The sequence below is a fragment of the Thermomonas sp. genome, from assembly GCF_020850895.1.
Lineage (GTDB): Bacteria > Pseudomonadota > Gammaproteobacteria > Xanthomonadales > Xanthomonadaceae > Thermomonas.
On sequence record NZ_JADZDS010000107.1, the window covers coordinates 56284 to 75585 of the forward strand.

General features: G+C 62.7%; 14 protein-coding genes. 5 read left to right on the plus strand and 9 right to left on the minus strand.

Translation table 11 applies throughout. The features are described 5' to 3' along the window. The first annotated feature begins 250 nt into the window (after positions 1–250). On the plus strand, positions 251–2746 hold the full coding sequence (locus IT472_RS09820) for an acyltransferase family protein (RefSeq protein WP_297181305.1): 2496 nt from the start codon (positions 251–253) through the stop codon (positions 2744–2746). A 15-nt stretch (positions 2747–2761) separates the two neighbouring features. Here the strand turns inward: IT472_RS09820 and IT472_RS09825 are convergent, their stop codons facing one another. The 6 genes from IT472_RS09825 to groES all read right to left on the minus strand — a co-directional run bounded on the left by IT472_RS09825 (position 2762) and on the right by groES (position 11162). Then, on the minus strand, positions 2762–4603 hold the full coding sequence (locus IT472_RS09825) for a tetratricopeptide repeat protein (protein ID WP_297181306.1): 1842 nt from the start codon (positions 4601–4603) through the stop codon (positions 2762–2764). Between the two features lie 232 nt (positions 4604–4835). Then, on the minus strand, positions 4836–6662 hold the full coding sequence (locus IT472_RS09830; protein ID WP_297181307.1) for a tetratricopeptide repeat protein: 1827 nt from the start codon (positions 6660–6662) through the stop codon (positions 4836–4838). A gap of 219 nt (positions 6663–6881) precedes the next feature. Next, positions 6882–7448 (minus strand): SH3 domain-containing protein, encoded by a 567-nt coding sequence (locus IT472_RS09835; protein ID WP_297181308.1) that lies wholly within the window; start codon positions 7446–7448, stop codon positions 6882–6884. 419 nt (positions 7449–7867) lie between these two features. Next, positions 7868–8938 (minus strand): DUF4349 domain-containing protein, encoded by a 1071-nt coding sequence (locus tag IT472_RS09840; protein WP_297181310.1) that lies wholly within the window; start codon positions 8936–8938, stop codon positions 7868–7870. 191 nt (positions 8939–9129) lie between these two features. Then, positions 9130–10770 (minus strand): chaperonin GroEL, encoded by a 1641-nt coding sequence (groL, locus tag IT472_RS09845; protein ID WP_297181311.1) that lies wholly within the window; start codon positions 10768–10770, stop codon positions 9130–9132. Between the two features lie 104 nt (positions 10771–10874). Then, positions 10875–11162: a co-chaperone GroES gene (gene groES / locus IT472_RS09850; RefSeq protein ID WP_297181312.1), complete on the minus strand. Its 288-nt coding sequence runs from the start codon at positions 11160–11162 to the stop codon at positions 10875–10877. Between the two features lie 220 nt (positions 11163–11382). On the opposite strand from groES, the gene IT472_RS09855 reads away from it, so the two are divergent. Next, positions 11383–12636: a flavohemoglobin expression-modulating QEGLA motif protein gene (locus IT472_RS09855; RefSeq protein ID WP_297181313.1), complete on the plus strand. Its 1254-nt coding sequence runs from the start codon at positions 11383–11385 to the stop codon at positions 12634–12636. 17 nt (positions 12637–12653) lie between these two features. Here IT472_RS09855 and IT472_RS09860 read toward each other — a convergent pair whose 3' ends face one another. From IT472_RS09860 to IT472_RS12325, 3 genes are all read right to left on the minus strand, one after another. Beyond that, positions 12654–13295, minus strand: a complete 642-nt coding sequence (locus IT472_RS09860) for a Na+/H+ antiporter subunit G (protein ID WP_297181315.1) — start codon at positions 13293–13295, stop codon at positions 12654–12656. Further along, positions 13292–13561 (minus strand): K+/H+ antiporter subunit F, encoded by a 270-nt coding sequence (locus IT472_RS09865; protein WP_297181316.1) that lies wholly within the window; start codon positions 13559–13561, stop codon positions 13292–13294. Before IT472_RS09865 ends, IT472_RS09860 begins: the two co-directional genes overlap by 4 nt. Before the next feature lie 111 nt (positions 13562–13672). Further along, a complete protein-coding gene (locus IT472_RS12325; RefSeq protein WP_343231826.1) occupies positions 13673–14308 on the minus strand; it encodes a hypothetical protein in 636 nt (211 codons plus the stop codon). A gap of 8 nt (positions 14309–14316) precedes the next feature. On the opposite strand from IT472_RS12325, the gene IT472_RS09875 reads away from it, so the two are divergent. The 3 genes from IT472_RS09875 to IT472_RS09885 form a co-directional block, all read left to right on the plus strand. Then, on the plus strand, positions 14317–15222 hold the full coding sequence (locus IT472_RS09875) for a hypothetical protein (RefSeq protein ID WP_297181317.1): 906 nt from the start codon (positions 14317–14319) through the stop codon (positions 15220–15222). Positions 15223–15422: 200 nt separating this feature from the next. Further along, the gene (locus tag IT472_RS09880; protein WP_297181318.1) at positions 15423–17570 is read left to right on the plus strand and encodes a hypothetical protein; all 2148 of its coding nucleotides are present in this window, start codon (positions 15423–15425) and stop codon (positions 17568–17570) included. Between the two features lie 21 nt (positions 17571–17591). Further along, the coding region (locus IT472_RS09885; protein ID WP_297181319.1) for a DUF1302 domain-containing protein at positions 17592–19302 on the plus strand (1711 nt) is incomplete at its 3' end.

Consider the following 19302-nt stretch of genomic DNA (forward strand, 5'->3'; position numbering starts at 1 on the left):
CGGAATTTGCCGAGCCCTCGTGACAGGGCCGTGCCAACCGTGATGCCAAACCCGCGGTACAACGACCCCGCATCCATGGGATTCGATCATCCCCCGCCTCAAAGCATCATGGACACCCCCGGGGGAACGATGGAGAATTGCCCGCCGCCGACACCCTGATTGCGGCGACTCTTTTCTGACATCGATCCCTGCACGCGCCAATCGGCCCCTGCCCCGTAGTCCATCCCGACCCGTCCCAACCCGCCACGCCATGGAAGAAGTCCGCGCAGTAAGCGCATCAGCGCAGGCCGGGGGTTCGACACCACGCCATATCGTTGGTTTGGACGGCCTGCGCGGGATCGCCATCGCCGCAGTCCTGCTGTTCCATGCCGACCTCTACTGGGCACGCGGCGGCTATCTGGGCGTCGACCTGTTCTTCGTCATCTCCGGGTTCCTGATCACCGGGCTGCTGGCAAACGAATGCGAAGCCAATGGCCGCGTGAACCTCACCCAGTTCTACTGGCGCCGCGGCAAACGCCTGCTTCCGGCGGTGTGGCTGCTGATGGCAGGCATCACCCTGCTGGCCTGGCAACTGGCGCCCGACGCCCTGCCGCGGCTGCGGCGCGATGCGTTGGCGAGCTTTTTCTACGTGACCAACTGGGAATTGGTGTTCTCCCAGGTGGCGTATTTCGAATCGGTGGGTCGTCAACCGCTGCTGCAACACCTGTGGTCACTGTCAATCGAGGAGCAGTACTACATCGGCTGGGCGCTGCTGGTGGCGCTGTGCCTACCGCGCCTGAAGCGCAGCGGACTGGCCCTGCTGGCCCTGCTGCTAGCCGCCGCTTCGGCCGCGTGGATGGCGGCGCTGGCGGCGAAGATCGGCTACCCGGGCAACGCCGATCCGTCGCGGCTGTATTTCGGCACCGACACCCACGGCTTCCCTTTGCTGCTGGGCTCGGCACTGGGGCTGCTGTGGCGGCCGGAACGACTGTCGCTGCGACTCCGCGTGCTGGCGCGCGGCGGCTACTGGACGGTCGGCCTCGCTGCACTGGCGGCATTCGTCGCCCTGTGTGCGCTGCTGGGCGAAGAACGGCCTTCGCTGTATCCCTGGGGCTTCCTCCTGTCGGCGGCGGCCAGCCTGGGCCTGATCCTGGTGGCGGTCCATCCCGGAGTCGGTTTTGGCAGGCTGCTCGACAACCCTCCCATGCGCTGGCTGGGACAGCGCTCCTACGGCATCTACCTTTGGCATTGGCCAATCTACATGCTCACGCGCCCGGAGCTGGACCTGCCGGGCTGGGGGCCGCTGCCGATCCTCGCGCTGCGCCTGTTGCTGACCGCACTGGTCGCCGAGCTGTCCTACCGTTATCTCGAACAGCCGATCCGGCAAGGCTCGCTGGAACGGCTGTGGCGACGTGTTCGCGGCACCTCCGTCACGGTGTCGGAACCCCCACCCGTCGGTCGGGCTGCCGGCACCCTCCTGCGCGGCGCACAGTGGAGTGCTGCCTTGTTGACCCTGTGCCTGATGCCGGTGGCTGGCTGGATCCTGTGGCGCGCGCCCAGCCACACGGCGCCGGCGGCCGATGTGCAGCTGGCGATGCACCTGGGCCCACCCAAACCCGGGGCAGCAGCGGCCAGGCCCCCGCTGCCGGTGGCACCAGTCGCATCACCGGTTGTCGAGGCCGTGGACACCACCCCCAGCTACCAGGGAAAAGACCTGACCGCAGTTGGCGATTCGGTGCTGCTGGGCACCAGCCCGCTGCTCCAGCTCAGCCTGCGCGGCACCGACGTCCACGCCACCATGGGCTGGCAGGCCGCCGACGTCATCCGCCAACTTCAGGCATTGCGCAAGGACGACACCCTTCGGCCCGTGGTGCTGCTGCATTTGGGCACCAATGGCTATGTGTACGAAGGCCAACTGCGCGAGATCCTCACGCTCCTCGCCGACCGCGAACGGGTGATCCTGGTCGATTCCTCGGTGCCGCGGCGCTGGATGCGCGCCAATAACGCTTTGATCGAACAGCTGGCCCCCGAATTCCCGAACGTGGTGGTGTACCGCTGGAGTGAAGTCTCCAACGACCAGCCCGATTACTTCGTGTCCGACGGCGTCCACCTGACCGACCGTGGCCAGCGGACCTACATCGCCGGCATCATGCGCACCGGACACCTCGTCCCCGACACTCCCGCGTCCGAAACTGCCGCCGACGACACCCCGGAACTGCCTGCAGGGATCACTGCAGGCGACCTCTCCCCGACCTTGGTCATGCTCGAGCGGCCTCCCGTCGACGATCGCTATTGGCGCAAGCTGGCGCGTTGCGAAACCGACGACAACTGGCAGACCAAAGGCACGCGCGCGGGCGGCCTCGCCATCGCGCAGGCGGATTGGCAGCGCTGGGGCGGCACCGTGTTCGCCGTTTCCCCCGATCTGGCCACTCCGGAACAACAAATCGCCGTTGCCGACCGCATTTCGACCCAGGGCTGGACACCACCGAACGGCACCCGCATCCCACCGATCGGCTTTGCGCGCTGGCGCTGTGCTGCCACCCTGCGCCCGCCACGCCCGACCAATGGCGATGCCGCCTCGATGACCTACACCCGCGACAGCGTGCTGGCCCAACAGTTCCATCTGGGCGAACGCGGCGAGGTGGTGCGCGACCTGCAGACCATCCTCGGCCTCAAGAGCGATGGAATCTACAGCAAGACCACCCGCGACAAGCATCGCAGCTACCTCGAGCTGCACGGCTTGCCCCTCGTAAACGCGGCGGAATGACGGTTCCCACGTCGGTTACCGAGTCGCCGCTGCCGCAGGACCGCTCGCCGGCAGCTTGACCTCGAACGGGATCGCCGCCAGTTGATCCGGCGACCTGCCCAATCGTTTCAACAGGGTGGCCCAACGCGGATCGCCGTGCAACGGTTTGAACAACGGCTCGATGGCAATCATCGGCAACGCCGAATCCTTGTATTCGACCGCCTTGTCCAGCCATGCAAACGCTTGGTCGATATTGCCGCGCCAGGCTTCGACATAGGCGATGTTGTAGGCCGCATCCTTGTCGTACTTGGCGATGATCTGCGCCAGCACGGCATCCGACTTCGCCTTGTCGCCGAGCGAGTGGTAAGCCATGGCCTCACCGAACAGGCGGAAGGGTTCGAATGGCTCTTTTTCGACCTCGGCAAGCGCCGCCTGTGCATCACCCTTGAACAGCAGCGACGTGCCGATGATGAAATGGGTGACCGGTTGGTCTGGCTCCATGCCCAGCGCAGTTCGGCTTGCCGTGATGCTCGCGTCATATCGACCAGCCTGCTGGTAGGCGATGCCCAGTTGCGAAAATCCGATCGCTTCCATCGGATCGCGGGCGACGATGTACTCATCGATCTTCACGGCTTGATCCATGCGTCCGAGGCTCTTGGCGATGTCTTCGGCGACATTCAGGTTGTTGAGGTCATGCGATCCTGTCGCCAAGGCGCGTTGCATGTGCTTCGCAGCGAGCGCGAGGTCGCCGTCGTGACGCAAGGCAATCTGTGCCAACTGCGCATGCGCTTGGCTGTTGCTTGGATCAATCGCCAATGCCTTGTTGGATGCCTCGCGGGAAAGTCGGTAACCCGCATCAGCTGGCACCAAGCCAAACCCGGCCTGGCTGCCGTAGGCAACCGCCAGCGCATTCCAGGCGCGAGCGTAGTTGGGATCAAGCGCCAGCACCTGTTTCAGCATGCCGATCTGCTGTTCATAGGAGTCCGCTTCCTGCAGTGGGATGGCCAATGCCTGCAAATACAGGGTGTAGGCCTCGGGGGTGGTCCGGCGCGTCTTCGGAACGGCATTCCCGAGCAGCTTGATCTTCAGCTGCGCCACCACCGACGCGCCGATTTCGTCCTGAATTGCGAAGATGTCGTCCAACGGACGGTCGAGGGTGTCGTTCCAGAGCAGGGTATCCGAGCGCCCGTCGATCAATTGCACGGTGATGCGCACGCGGTTGCCTGCCTTGCGCACCGAGCCGTCCAGGATGTAGCCCACGTCCAGTTTTCTGGCGATGACGGAGATCGCCTCCTTGCGCTCGCGAAACGCGAATGCAGAAGTTCGCGAGATGACCCGGAGTTGCGGAATCCCGGCCAACAGATTGAGCAGCTCTTCGGATAGTCCGTCCGACAAATACTGCTGGTCATGCGCTTGGCTCATGTCCACGAACGGCAGCACCGCGATCGAGCGCTCACCGAAGGTGTCCTTGATCGCGTCACTGCGCCCCTCCAGCCGCGCCTCCTGCGCCACCGCCGCCTGCCGCTGCGGTGCCAGCACGAACTTGTCGAACGCGAAGTAGCCGATGGCCAGCGCCAGCACCACCATGATCAGACGGTCGAAGCCCTTGCCCGAACGCGGCTCACCCGAGGCCGCAGCCTCACGACCTGATTCGCGCTCCAGGCCTTGCGCCGTCCATTCGAACACCCAGGCCAGCACCAATGCCGGGATGAAGCCAACGGCCAGGACTATCGTCAGCGTGCGCGCGATCGACAGCGGTACGTTGAAGAACGGCAGCACGGTGCCGACCACCTGCACCAGCAGCCAAGCCCCGGCCAGATACAGCCCCGCCACGCGAATCACGTTGCGTCGCTTGAGTTCGGCAAGCAGCTGCTTCACCCACACTACTCCCGTTTGCGAGTCATGGCCTCACGCGCCATCGTAGCCGTAGATTGACGCCAGGCACACGACATTGATGGGCCTGTTCCTGCCCAACGCCTGACGCGCAGCGCCGCATGACGGCGAACGCGCCGCGCTGGCCTGGATCGAGACCATCGCCCGGATCGCCGGCAGCCACGGCAAGCGTGATCGACGCTTGGGACAAGGCTGGAAACGGGCTCCCAGCACCGCCTCAATCCCCCTCATCCAATTTGCCGACGGCGAAGCGAATGCTGGCCAGCTGCTCCGGTGCCCTGCCGAGCCTGTGCAGGAATTGCAGCCAGCGCGGATCATCCCGAATCGGGTTGAAGGCGCTGTCGGCAGCGATCATCGGCAGCGCCGAATCCTTGTATTCGACCGCCTTGTCCAGCCAGGCAAACGCGCTGTCGGCATTGCCGCGCCAGGCTTCCACGTAGGCGATGTTGTAGGCGGCATCCTTGCTGTACTTTTCGACCAGCTCCGCTAATACCGCATCCGATTTGTCTTTCCTGCCCAAGCTGTGCCAAGCCATGGCCTCGCCGAACAGGCGAAACGGTTCGAACGGCTCCTTGCCCGCCTCGGCAAGCGCGGCCTCGGCATCACCCTTGCGCAACAGGGAAACCGCAATGGCGTAATGGGAAATGATCCGCTTCGGCTCCAGCACCAGCGCGGTGCGGCAGGAATCGATCGCGGCATCCAATTCACCTTGGTTCTGGAAGGCAAGGCACAGTCCGGCGTGGACGTTGGACTGCATCGGATCGCGCGCGCGCAGGGACTTGAGGATCCGGATAGCAAGGTCGATCCGTCCCAGACTCTTGGCAACGAGTTCCGCCTCGCCAAGTACATACGTATTGTGCGGCTCCAACTCCAGCGCCCGCTGGATGTGCTGCGCCGCCTTGGCCTGGTCGCCTTCGTGATAGAGGGCGATATTGGCAAGTTCCGCGTAGGCATCGGCCGAATTCGGATCGATTCTCAACGCCTTGTCGGCCGCTTCCCGAGCCAGCACGTAGCCTTCGTCCGCAGGCACCAGACCCAGACCCGCCTGACTGCTGTAAACGACGGCCAGCATGTTCAATGCTTCGACATAGCCCGGATCGATGGCCAGGGCTTGCTTCGCCAGATCCAGCGCCTGTGCATATCCTGCGCTGGAATGTTGCCGGTAACTGCTCAAGCTCTGCAGGAACAGCGTGAAAGCGCGCGGGTCGGTTCGATGGGCCTTGGGAGCGCTGTCGCCCAGCAGCTTGATCTTCAGCTGCGCCACCACCGCAGCACCAATCTCGTCCTGGATCGCGAAAATGTCATCCAGTGGCCGGTCGAAGGTGTCGTTCCACAATTGGGTATCCGAGCGCCCGTCGATCAATTGCACGGTGATGCGCACGCGATTGCCCGCCTTGCGGATGGAGCCATCGAGGATGTAGCCCACGTCCAGCTTGCGCGCAATGGCCGTAATATCCTCCTTGCGATCACGAAACGCGAACGCCGACGAACGCGAAATCACCCGCAATTCCGATACGCGTGCCAACAGATTGAGCAGTTCTTCGGCGATCCCGTCCGACAAATACTGCTGGTCATGCGCTTGGCTCATGTCCACGAACGGCAGCACCGCGATCGAGCGCTCGCCGAAGCTGTCCTTGATCGCGTCGCTGCGCCCTTCCCGCCGCGCCTCCTGCGCCACCGCCGCCTGCCGCTGCGGTGCCAGCACGAACTTGTCGAACGCGAAGTAGCCGATGGCCAGCGCCAGCACCACCATGATCAGGCGGTCGAAGCCTTTGCCCGAGCGCGGCTCACCCGAGACAGCATCCTCACGACTGGAATCGCGCTCCAGGCCTTGCGCCGTCCATTCGAACACCCAGGCCAGCACCAACGCCGGAATGAATCCCACGGCCAGGACAATCGTCAGCGTGCGCGCGATCGACAGCGGCGCGTTGAAGAACGGCAGCACGGTGCCGGTCACCTGCACCAGCAACCAAGCCCCGGCCAGATACAGCCCCGCCACGCGAATCACGTTGCGTCGCTTCAATTCGGCAAGAAACTGATTCATGCAGGCCGCGCTCTCCGGGCCGGGACCCCGCGCCCGGCCGGTGGCGACAGTCTTGCACAGGATGTCCGACCTGTCCGGGTGATTCGCCTTTTCAGGCGGGGTGCAAATCCACCGATGCCGTACGGCAAGCGATACCGATTTTTCGACCGCCCACGCGTCAGCACATCACGACGTCCAGAGGGTCTCCACAACACGACCGACGGTGCGGGCCAGGCAAGGTCATGGGCAGGTCGTCATCTGACTGGAACAGGTCCGTGTCGCCCAACCGCGGACATGCCTGTCTTCGAAGGAAGCATCGACCTCGACCCAATCCCCTTTGCAGGCATGGATGCGCACGGTGTAGGAATCCGGGCCCACTGCGTTCCCATCCGGGTCGATGAAGGAAAGCTGCGCGACCACGGGAGCGTCGGACGAGGGCCCGCGATGAAGCGTCGGCGCGTTGAGCATCAGGCCGAGATAACGCCCCGAGACCCAGCCCTCTCCCCTGAACAGCACCTTGTCCGGCTTGTTGCCCTCATAGTCCAGCATGATCGCATCGCTGATGCGGAACCAGCCGTTCTGCGACCCCGTGATCGTCACCTCGGCAGCCTTGTCGTAGCCTGCGACACCTCCCGGCGGCGGCAACCGGGCGATGACGGCATGGCCGGTACCCGGCCCGGAACGGACGGCCAAGCCATTGGGATCGGTGTCGGTGGACCAGGCCGAGAGATTGCAGACGGCGGTTTCCGTCGCCGCAGCATGGGTGGTCGACACCATCGTGTTTCCCATGACCAGCAGCAGCCCCACGGCAGCAGCGGCATGACGCAAGGAATGATTCATGGTCTGGTTTTCCGTTTCCCGACCGGCGGTCCCGCGGAGCACGTGGTTCCTCCAGGCGTGCGAGGTTCAGGCCTGAGGATAGTCCAATTCGACATTGCCTATTCGCCAGCGAGTGCACCGGCCGAGCGTGGGTCAAGGCCATCAGCCGGATCGCCGGCAATCGCTGCGTCCGTTTGCGTCGGCTCCGGAGTCCCCCAAGGCACCGGCGGATTTGTCGCCACACCGAAAACGTACAGGCCTGTGCGGGACGGCCGGAGCCCGCGCGGATCAAAACGCGCGGCGGAAATGCCGCCATGGACGGGCTCAACGCGGGAGTTGGAACTGCGCTTGCGTGCGCTGACACGTCCTGGATGGACGTGTTCAGCGCAGTCCGAAGGCAAGCCAGCTCAGCCCGACTGCCCCGGCGCCCGCAGCTCGGCCGATTTGGCCTGGCGGTTGCGCCGCGCGCGCAGCAGCCAGCGCAGCCCCCAACCTGCCAGCGCCAACGCCAGCCACAGCGGCCACGCCGCTGCCAAGGCCACGACCACCACCAGCAAGCCCTGCCAGCCCGCGCGCAGCGACTCGCCCAGCCTGAGCCAGAACCCAGGGCCGCGGGCGCGCAGGATGGCTTGGGTGTCCGGCACGGTCTGCTCGCGCACCTGCACCGGCTGTTCCAGATTCAGCGTCAGCGTGCTGAAGGCGATGCGATCCTGCAGCTCGCGCTGCGCCACCGCGGCCTCATCGCGGGCGGCCAGGAGCTCGGCACGCGCTTGCGCGGCGTCGACCCGGTCCGTCGTCCGCGCCGGCTGCTGCGCCGCCTGCTGGACCTCCTGCTGCAAGGCCTGTGCACGGGCCGCAGCCAGCGCCTGCCGCAACAGGTCGAACTGGGCGTCGGTGGCCTCGAACTCGCGCTGATCGAGGAACTGCATCTGCCGGGCAATGCTGCGCAGGAAGTCCTGGGTGCGTTCACTGGGGACCCGCACCACCAGCGAACCGCGGGTGACGATTTCCGACAACACCAGCATCTGCGCATTGCCGATCGGACGGCGGATACTGCCTTGCGGGCTGGTGCTGATGGTGTTCCTGACCACGAAGCCATGGGCGGCGGCCACCGCATCCTCGATGGCCAGGGTGGCGGCGTAGACGTCTTTGACCTGGAATTGCGCGCTTGCGGTACGGATGAATCGACGCTCCGGATCGCTGGCGGTGTTCGCGCTGGAGGCAAGTTGATTTGCATCGACGCCTGCCTGCTGCACCGGCGCGGGCGCGGCGGCTTCCTTTTCCGTCGGCATGACGGCCCCCGGGGCTGGCGCCATGCCGACAGTCGGTGCCGATGCGGACTCCGCGGCAGCATCGGCTTGTGCTGCCGCTGCCGCAGCGCCATGGTCGCCCTGCTGCGCGCAGCCGATCAGCAGCACCAGCAGGGCAGCGGTCAAGGTCGAACGAGTGAGAAAACGCGGCACGGTGGCGATCTCCATGGTGGGTTTCTGTACTCAACGCAGCACCGGGGTGATCGGGGTTGGCTGGCCCTCCCACTGACGAACGAGGTGCCACGGCAGCGCCACCCTCGGCGCTTCTGCAGTGGCAAGGGTATCGGTTCCGCCCATAAAAAACCCCCGCCTCGCGGCGGGGGTTTTCGTTGGTCGCAGGTGCAACGGGTGACGCCGGATCAGAAATCCATCCCGCCCATGCCGCCCATGCCGCCGCCCGGCGGCATCGCCGGTTCGTCCTTCTTCGGGGCTTCGGCCACCATCGCTTCGGTGGTGATCATCAACCCGGCGATCGAGGCCGCATTCTGCAGCGCGGTGCGCGTGACCTTGGTCGGGTCGAGGATGCCGAATTCGATCATGTCGCCGAACTCGCCGTTGGCGGCGTTGTAGCCGAACGCACCGGAACCTTCGACCACGCGGTTCAGCACCACCGACGGCTCTTCGCCGGCATTGGTGACGATCTCGCGCAGCGGGGCTTCCATCGCACGCAGGGCGATGACGATGCCGTGGTTCTGGTCTTCGTTGTCACCCTTGAGGCCCGCGATCGCGGCCTTGGCACGGATCAGGGCGACGCCGCCGCCGGGGACGATGCCTTCTTCAACGGCCGCACGGGTGGCGTGCAGGGCGTCTTCGACGCGTGCCTTCTTTTCCTTCATCTCGACTTCGGTGGCCGCACCGACCTTGATGACGGCCACGCCGCCGGCCCGCTTGGCGACGCGCTCCTGCAGCTTCTCGCGGTCGTAGTCCGAAGAGGTCTCTTCAATCTGCGCCTTGATCTGCTTGATGCGGGCTTCGATGCCTGCGGTTTCGCCGGCACCGTCGATGATGGTGGTGTTTTCCTTCGACACCTGGATCTTCTTGGCGCGACCCAGATCCTTGATGGTGGCCTTCTCCAGCGACAGGCCGACTTCTTCGGAGATCACGGTGCCGCCGGTCAGGATGGCCATGTCTTCCAGCATCGCCTTGCGACGGTCGCCGAAGCCCGGTGCCTTGACGGCGCAGACCTTGACGATGCCGCGGATGGTGTTGACGACCAAGGTCGCCAGCGCTTCGCCTTCGACTTCTTCGGCCACGATCAACAGTGGCTTGCCTGCCTTGGCGACGCCTTCCAGCACCGGCAGCAGTTCGCGGACGTTGGAGATCTTCTTGTCGTGCAGCAGGATGAACGGGTCATCCAGCTCAACCTGCTGGCTCTGCTGGTTGTTGATGAAGTAAGGGCTCAGGTAGCCGCGATCAAACTGCATGCCTTCGACCACGTCGAGTTCGTTGTCCAGACCGGAGCCTTCTTCAACGGTGATCACGCCTTCTTTGCCGACCTTTTTCATCGCGTTGGCGATGATGTTGCCGATCGACTCGTCGGAGTTGGCGGAGATGGTGCCGACCTGGGCGATGGCCTTGTCGTCAGCGGTGGGCTTGGACTGCTTCTTCAGCTCGGCGACAGCGGCGGTGACGGCCTTGTCGATGCCGCGCTTCAGGTCCATCGGGTTCATGCCGGCAGCGACGGCCTTCATGCCTTCGCGGATCATGGCCTGAGCCAGAACGGTGGCGGTGGTGGTGCCGTCACCGGCGTTGTCGGAAGTTTTGGAGGCCACTTCCTTCACCATCTGCGCGCCCATGTTCTCAAACTTGTCAGCCAGTTCGATTTCCTTGGCGACGGACACGCCGTCCTTGGTGATGGTGGGGGCGCCGAAGCTCTTGTCGAGCACCACATTGCGGCCCTTCGGACCGAGCGTAACCTTGACCGCATTGGCCAGGACATTCACGCCGCGCAGGATCTTGGCGCGGGCGTCTTCACCGAAACGTACGTCTTTAGCTGCCATGAGAATTACCTCGAAATACTTGAAATGGGGAAACCGCAGAGCGGATCAGACAGCCAGCGCGCGGCATGCACGCGGGTGCGCGCTGCGCCTGCTGGCCGGGGTTATCAGCCGATGACGGCGAAGATGTCGTCTTCGCGCACGACCAGATATTCGGTGCCGTCGAGCTTCACTTCGGTGCCGCTGTACTTGCCGAACAGCACCTTGTCGCCAACTTTCACGGCCGGAGCGCGCACGCTGCCGTTGTCGAGTGGCTTGCCTGTGCCTACCGCCAGCACTTCACCGCGGATGGGTTTTTCGGTGGCGCTGTCAGGGATCACGATGCCGCCAGCGGACAGGCGCTCTTCTTCCATGCGCTTGATGACGACGCGATCATGCAGGGGTTTCAGGTTCATGGGATCCTCGTTAAGTGACTGATTGGATTGAAAGGTCCAAGGGATTGTTAGCACTCGCCTTGGGTGAGTGCCAAGTTTAACCGACGAAAACGCCGCAGTGAACTGTGGCGGTCGGGGTCCGCCAGATGTGGGGCGGCTGGATGCCGCTTTCAAGAGGCTGAGGTGAAATGACCGTTCACGGCTACCATCGCACAACTCTGGCGCACTGATCAGGCCACGCATGACCCCTTCGCTGCAGCATCATTTGGCACTCGATGCCCGCTTGCTCGACGCGGTGCAGCGTATTCGTTTGCTCTCGGCCGTCAGTTGGCCGATGGCGACGCAGGCAGCGTTTCTGCAGAACTGGCGAGCAGGGCAACCGCGTTTGCCTGCACCCGATTACCTGCGTCGCGACATGCGTGAGGTGATTCAGACCTTGCAGGCGATCCATGCGCAGGCCGATCCCGCGTGTCCGATGGGCGAGTATCTGTGTCGCACGACGGATAGCTGGCTGGTCGCGGCGGAGCTGATCCAAAGCGTTGGTGATGCCGAGGTCAGCCTGCATTCGCAGCGTCTGTTCGGACGGCCCGGCGACCGTCTGCCTGGTTCAGCCTTGACCAATGTCGATGCCGCACGCCACTTCATTGCGATTGCCGACAGTGTGGATGGCGAGGGCGCGATCAGCGAACCCGACTATGTGCTGTCGGCCGAAGTGATGCGTGACGAGTTGCAGAGCGCGCTGGACGCGTTCTTCGTCGGGCACCGCGTCACGGTGGAGATCGATCCTGACCTGATTGCCAAGGCGGCTGCGGGGCCAACCCGCATTCGTTTGCGTGCCGACACTGCGTTCACCGAGTACGACCTTCGGCAATTACTGGAGCATGAGGCATTCGTGCACTCATTGACCGGCTTGAACGGTCGCGAGCAGCCGCACGTGCGCAGTCTGTCGCGCACGGCACCGCGGGTGATAGCGACCCAGGAAGGTTTGGCAACGTTTGCAGAGTTGATCACGGGAGCGATTGATCTGCCGCGCCTGAAGCGACTTTCGCTGCGCATCATCGCCATTGAAATGGCCTTGAACGGCGCCGACTTCATCGATGTCTTCCGTTATTTTCTGGAACAGGGTCAGAGCGAAACCGAGAGCTTTTCCTCAGCGCAACGGGTGTTCCGCGGCTGCCCGACCAGTGGCGGCGCCGCGTTCACCAAAGACGCGGTGTATCTGCATGGCATGTTGAGCGTGCATACCTTTTTCCGCTGGGCGCTCAAGCATCGACGCCCGCGTCTCACACATCTGTTGTTCGCGGGCAAGATGGCCTTGCATGACGTGTTCACGCTGGAGCCCCTGTTCGAGGACGGCACCATTGCCGAGCCGCTCTATTTGCCGCCTTGGGCGCAGCGCGCCAATGGGCTGGCGGGCTTTCTCGCCTTTTCGCTGTTCGCCAATCAGATTCGCATCGATCAGGTCGTGGCGGAGGATCTGGTGTTGGGCCTGTAATCGTTCGACGGTGCGGTTCAGCGCCACCAAAACAGTTCCGCCCAACGCACTTCGGGGAGCAGAAAAGCCCCGTGTTCACCGCGATTCCAAACCGCCGAACCATCGCCATCAAGATCAGCATCGTACCAACTGCCAGCGGCGAGGGCGGTGACGGCGCTGGCATCGTCGCAGCGCAGTGACAAGGTGAACTCGTAGCATTGCTCGAACTTGGCATAGGGTTCGATGGCACCGCACACGGTGGGCTGCAGATCCACCAGTGCCTGCAAGGTCTGTACGCACAGTTGCTGGACGTGCGCGCTGTCTGTCGCATCGACCAGCACGCGCAGTTGCAGCGTGCGCCGTGCGTTCGGGCGCACATGACCGGCTTGCGACAGCGCAGCGCGCGCCATCATCAAGACGCTGATCGGTGCAGTGATGAACAGGAACATGGTGATCAGCAATTCATGCGCGCTGGCCTGACCGGCCAGCGCGTTGATACCCATGGATGCAATCAGCACGCCACCCACGCCCAACGTGGTCGCCTTGGTGGGTGCCTGCACTCGCGTGTGGAAGTCAGGCAATCGGGCCAGACCCCACGCGCCAATCAGTGCAAACAGACTGCCAGTGACCAGCACGATGGCGATCAGCCCTTCGATGAGCTGTTGCAGGATCGGGTTCACTCGAGAATGTTCCGCCGCACTAGGTACTTGGATAGCGCCAATGCGCCAACGAAACCAACTGCGCCAATGATCAGCGCGATCTCGAAGTACAGCAGCGAACCCTGGCGCATGCCGAACAGCACCAACAAACTCAGGGCCAGAATGTCGAGCATGGCGAGTGCCAAGATGCGATCCGGAATACGTGGACCCATCAGCAGCCTGTAAAGGCAGAGCAGGAGTCCGACCAGAAGCAGACCGATGCTCAGGTTCAAAGACGTGGCGATCATTCGAAGATCTCCTTCAGCGGGGTTTCATAGCGGGACTTGATCTGCGCGATCGTGGCTTCGGCATTGGCATGCAAAGCGCGCAGCCCAGCAGCGGCCGTTCCTGAGCAGGGTTCAGGTGAGCGAGATCGAAGCAAGAGGACAAAGACGCAGCGCCAACGTTAGTGCGATCCGCACCATGAGCAGAAGATAACGCCGCGAACGGTCATTTTCCATGTGGTACGACAGATGTCTCGGCAGGTGACGGGATGGGTGGCGCGTCCAGCCAGAGTCAGTGCGCCCATTCAACACTCGAGCGTCGTGGGAAATACGGTGTTGTCGGGCTAGGCCAGAATGCCCTGCGCTGCCGTCGAACTGAGCGATCGCCCGCGTCAGCAGCGGCAAATTGAAGCCATGAAAAAAGGTGAGTGTGTTGTTCAGGCAACGCGTGGACAGGAAGCGATTCGGATAGGCAATCCTTGGCATGACGAGTGACGCTTTGAAACAAGTGTGGTTGATCAGATGCAGCAAGCCCTCGACCACTGCGCGCGGCATGGATGGTCCAAGCAACAAGCTGATCAAGACCAGATGCGAGATGGTCGAATAGACCAACTGTCTCGTCAGATCGCGCGGGAAAATCGCGGTTGATGGACGGGGCAGTGGACTGGATACCGCAGGCACTCGGACATTCCTGCCGATGACTTGCGACAATGCCGCAATGCAGTTTTTTTTGCGCCAGTTGCGGGTGCTGCCACGTGTCGAGGGATTCATTGACCAGCATGACGACATACCTTTGGGGCGCTAGCGGTGCGGTGGGGCAGTTCGTTCTGCCGTTGCTGGCATCGGCGCCGGGGCGTTTGCTGGCCTACAGCAGGCGCCCGCAGAGCGCGCAGATGCCGACGGTCGCGCAGGCGGGTGTTGAGTGGCGATGCGCGGATATCAGTCGGCAGGAACTGCGATTGAATGACAGGGATTCGAATGTCCTGATCTGTGCTGGTCCGCTGGATCACTTCACAAGGTTGATGGGACGCACGGCCCTGCCCGCAGGGACAAGAATTCTTGCGCTGTCGTCCTTGAGTGCGCGCTGGAAGGCGGGCTCACCAAACGTTGCCGATGCCAGACTCGCCGCTCGCCTGCTGGATGCCGAGGCAGAACTGGTGTCTCGCTGCGAAGCCATGGCTGCGACCGCGTGCATCCTGCGCTGCGGACTGGTCTATGGCGCGGGCGTGGATCGCACCCTCACGCCGTTGCGTCGAATCGCCTCTCGATGGCGGATGTTGCCTTGGCCGCGTGGCGCGCGAGGACTGCGCCAACCGGTCCATGCGGACGATATCGCGCGGGCTCTGGCGCATGCCGCTCAGGCCAAGGTGCCCTTGCATGGCGTGTTTGAACTTCCAGGGCCGGAACGACTTTCCTGGCCGGTCATGTTGCAGCGGGTTCTGCAGACAACGCCGACACCCTCACGCCTGTGTTTGTTGCCCGACTTTGCGCTGGAGCGCATCTTGCGTGCACTCACAAGGCGCGGCGAACCCTGGGCATCGAAGCTATCGATGTTGCAGCGCGTATACGAAGATCAGGTAACTGCCGTCGATGACTGGTATCGGTTTGGGGTGATTCCGCGCGCCTTCTCGCCAACCCCAGCGGACTTCTCCTTCGATGGCGCGTCGATCAAATCAATGGCTTAGTGTCCATTTTCAGACGTTGGTTGCGATCGCTGAAGGGGTAACAAGGTGCGATCCAATCAAGCGCGAGATTGGTGTATGTCGGAGTCGTATTGTGCGCAGCAACATTAGCGTTGACTGTGACCATACGGCGCAGAATTGCCAGCGCTCACAAGCGAAGGATACATTAACGGTCGATTCATCACCCCGGTCACCAGAAGGACATGAACATGCAGGCTCGATTGACCCTGTCGATGGCCCTGTCGGCGTTGCTGCTCTCTGCTTGCAGCAGCTCCAGCAACAGCCCGCGCGCCGTCGCCACCGCCCCCGCCACCAACGACAGCGGAAGCGCCGTCAATGGCGTCATCACCGCTCGCTTCAATCCTTCTGCGGGTGTGGTTCCGCTGCCGAACAACTTGCTGTTGTCCGGTACGCGCGACCTGACGCTGAACATCCCGCTCGGGACTGGAAATCCGGCCGATTTCAGCAATCCGCAAGTGGCGCTGAACACGCTGGATGGCTGGAGCACAACGACGCCTTGGACCTTCGCGTTCAGCGCTGCTCCCAACCCTGCGACGGTTATCCCAGGTCAATCGGTACGCATGTTTCAGGTCACCCTGACCGGTCCGGGTGGCGGCACCAACGGACTCACGCGTGAATTGGTTGCTGGCGTCGACTTCGTCACCGCGCCAGTTTCGAGCGATACCACGGGGCGTACATTTGCAGTTGTTCCACTCAAGCCGTTGGCGCAAATGACTTCGTACATGGTCGTGGTCACCGACAACGTGCGCGACGCCCGTGGCAACGATGCCACGCCTGAGCAGACCTACTTCCTGACCAAGCGCACCGCGGCGTTGTGCTCCGGTGGTGTCAGCACTGAGCCGATGTTGCCAACAGCGACGGCTTGCGCGCTTGAACCATTGCGTCAGTTGACCAATTCGCACCTTGCGGTGGCCGCGGCGGCGGGCATTCCGCGTGACGAGGTCGTCGTTTCTTGGGTGGCGACCACGCAGAGCGTCACACCGGTCATGCAGACTGTTCGCGCCATTACTCAACCGGGCGCGGCGACCTTGGTGCCAACCGGCATGACCACAGCTGCTGCTGGATTGCCGCCGGTGGCGGACATCTACATCGGCACGCTGACGGTGCCGTATTACCTGTCTGCACCAAGTGCGGAGAACCCCACCGCACCGTTGAATGGATTCTGGAAGGCGGCACCGGGTGCCTACATCTCGGCACTTGCCAACGCAGGACTGGACCCCACGTCAACCAACATCACCTTTGCCAATCCGATTCCTGTCGCTACCGGCAGTCAGACGATCCCGGTGATTGCGACGGTGCCGAACGCTGCGTCCAATCAGTTCAAGCCAAGTACTGGTTGGCCAGTCGTGATCTTCCAGCACGGTATTACCCGCAACCGTTCCGATGCACTTGCGATTGCCGCAACCTTGGCGGGTCAGGGATTTGCTGTCATTGCCATCGATCTGCCCCTGCACGGTCTGCCTGCCAGCAGCCCGTTCAACATCGAAAATTCACCTTTCGGCCCGGCAGCCAACGAGCGCACGTTTGCAGTCGACTACGTCAACAACAGCACCGGTGCCGCCGGTCCGGACGGCAATGCGGATGATTCAGGCACGCACTTCATCAACCTGTCCTCATTGCTGACCTCGCGTGACAACGTGCGTCAGGGCGTGGCCGATCTGTTTGTTTTAGCCAAAACCATTCCCAGCATCGATTTTGATGGCAATGGGGCTGACTTCGACGGTTCACGGATCGCCTTTACCGGCCAGTCGCTTGGCTCCATCGTGGGAACGCAGTTCGTCGCGCTGGAGCCGACCGTCAATCAGGCGGTGTTGTCGGTGCCCGGCGGCGGCATTGCTCGCTTGCTGGAAGCCTCGCCGACCTTCGGTCCGCGGATCCGTGCGGGTCTGGCGGCATCCGCTGGCCTGCAACCCGGAACACCGAACTACGACAGTTTCTTTGGCGCAACTCAGCAAGCCATAGATTCGGCTGATCCGGTCAACTACGCGTTTGCGACCCTGCAAAAGTCGATCCTGCTGCACGAAGTTGTCGGCAACGGGACGGATGTGTTGCCCGACCAGGTGATCCCGAATGCCGTCGCCGGCGCACCACTATCGGGTACCGAGCCATTGATTCGTGCCTTTGGCCTGTCGACCCTGACGAGCACCACCCTTTCGGATACCCGCGTACGTGGTGTCGTTCGTTTTGTCGCCGGTGACCATGGATCTTTGCTGTCTCCCACCGCGTCCCTGCTGGCCACTATGGAAATGCAAGGTCAAATGGCCAGTTTTCTCGCCTCGGGTGGTACTGCGGTGCTGATCCAGAATTCTTCCGTCATCCGCACGCAGTAAGCAGACATCAAGGAAAGACACATGTCCACTCAATCATTGAATGCCCGTTTGCATCGTCTGACACCACTCAGTCTGGCCGTGGCGACGGCCCTGTTTGCGCAAGGCGCGTTCGCCGTCGAGTTCAGCCGTGGCGATCTGACCGGCTCCATCGACACGACCATCACTTGGGGCGCATCCGTGCGCGCAGAGGATCGCGATGACCGTCTGATCGGCAAGGTCAATCTGGATCCAACCATTGGCGCACGGGTGACGGCATTGCAGGCTCAGGGCCGCTATGTCGAAGCGCAAGCGCTTGCCTTGGCGGCGCCGGGTCGCTTTTCGGTCAATTCCGACGATGGCAATCTGAAATACGACAAAGGCGATCTGATTTCCAATGCCCTCGGCTTGACCACCGAGCTGAGTCTCGATTGGCGTGGCTGGGGAGCCTTCGTGCGCGCTACCGGTTTCTACGACTTCGAAACCATGGATCGTGACGACATCAGCGACGTGGCCAAAGATCAAATTGGCAATCGCACTCGCCTGCTTGATGCCTTCATCTTCCGCGACTTCGAGTTTGGCGATGCAGTGACCGGCAATTTCCGCCTCGGTAAGCAGGTGGTGAGTTGGGGCGAAAGCACTTTCATTCAAGGTGGTATCAACGCCATCAATCCGGTCGATGTGTCGCGCTTGCGGGTGGCCGGTGCGGAGCTGAAAGAGGCGTTTCTGCCCATCAACTCGGCGTGGGCATCGTTCAATCTGACCGACAATCTGGCCATCGAAGCGTTGTACATGTTTGAGTGGAAGCCGACCGAAGTGGAACCGTCGGGAACCTACTTCGCCAACAACGACGTCGGTCTGACGGGCGGTGAGTTCTTGATGCTGAACTTCGGTTTGGTGGACGAACCGGCGGACTACAACGTCTGTCGTACCAACCCGGCGGCTGATCCGCGCTGTGCGGCGGCCTTCCCGCGTGCGGCCGACAACGAGGCTGGTGACAGCGGCCAGTATGGTCTGGCGATGCGCTATTTTGCTTCGGAATTGAACGATACGGAGTTCGGTCTTTACTACCTGCGTTATCACAGCCGACTGCCCTACATCTCCGGCACGGCAGTGACAAATTCGTCGACGACCTCAGGGCGCTATTTCATTGAGTACCCGGAAGACATCAACCTGTACGGCTTGAGCTGGAACACGATGTTGCCGGCGGGTGTCGCCTTCCAGGGTGAACTGAGCTACCGCGACAACATGCCGCTGCAGATCGACGACGTGGAAATCCTGTTTGCGGGGCTTAGCCCGCTCAACGTGCTGATCGCGGAGCCCTACCTGCGCTTTGTCAGCCAGTTGGGTCAGGCCACGCCGGGACAGTATCTGCGTGGTTATGAGCGCCATGAAGTGAGCCAGTTGCAGTTCACCTTTACCAAGGTGATCGGCCCCGGCAATTTTCTCGCAGCCGATCAAATCTCCACCGTGGCAGAGTTTGGAGCCACGAAGGTTTGGGATCTGCCGACACTCGATGTTTTGCGCTATCAGGGCGACGGCACCGATACGGGCTGCGGTCCGGATGCTGCGACCGGTAACGGACGCAATCCCTACACCTCCTGCTTCGGCTTCCCGACGCAGTTCTCTTGGGGCTATCGTCTTGCCGCCAAGGCGGACTACAACAGCGTTGCAGGCAAGGCCATCAACCTCTCGCCGCGCATCGCCTTCAATCACGACGTGAATGGCACCTCGCCCGGACCCGGCGGCAACTTCA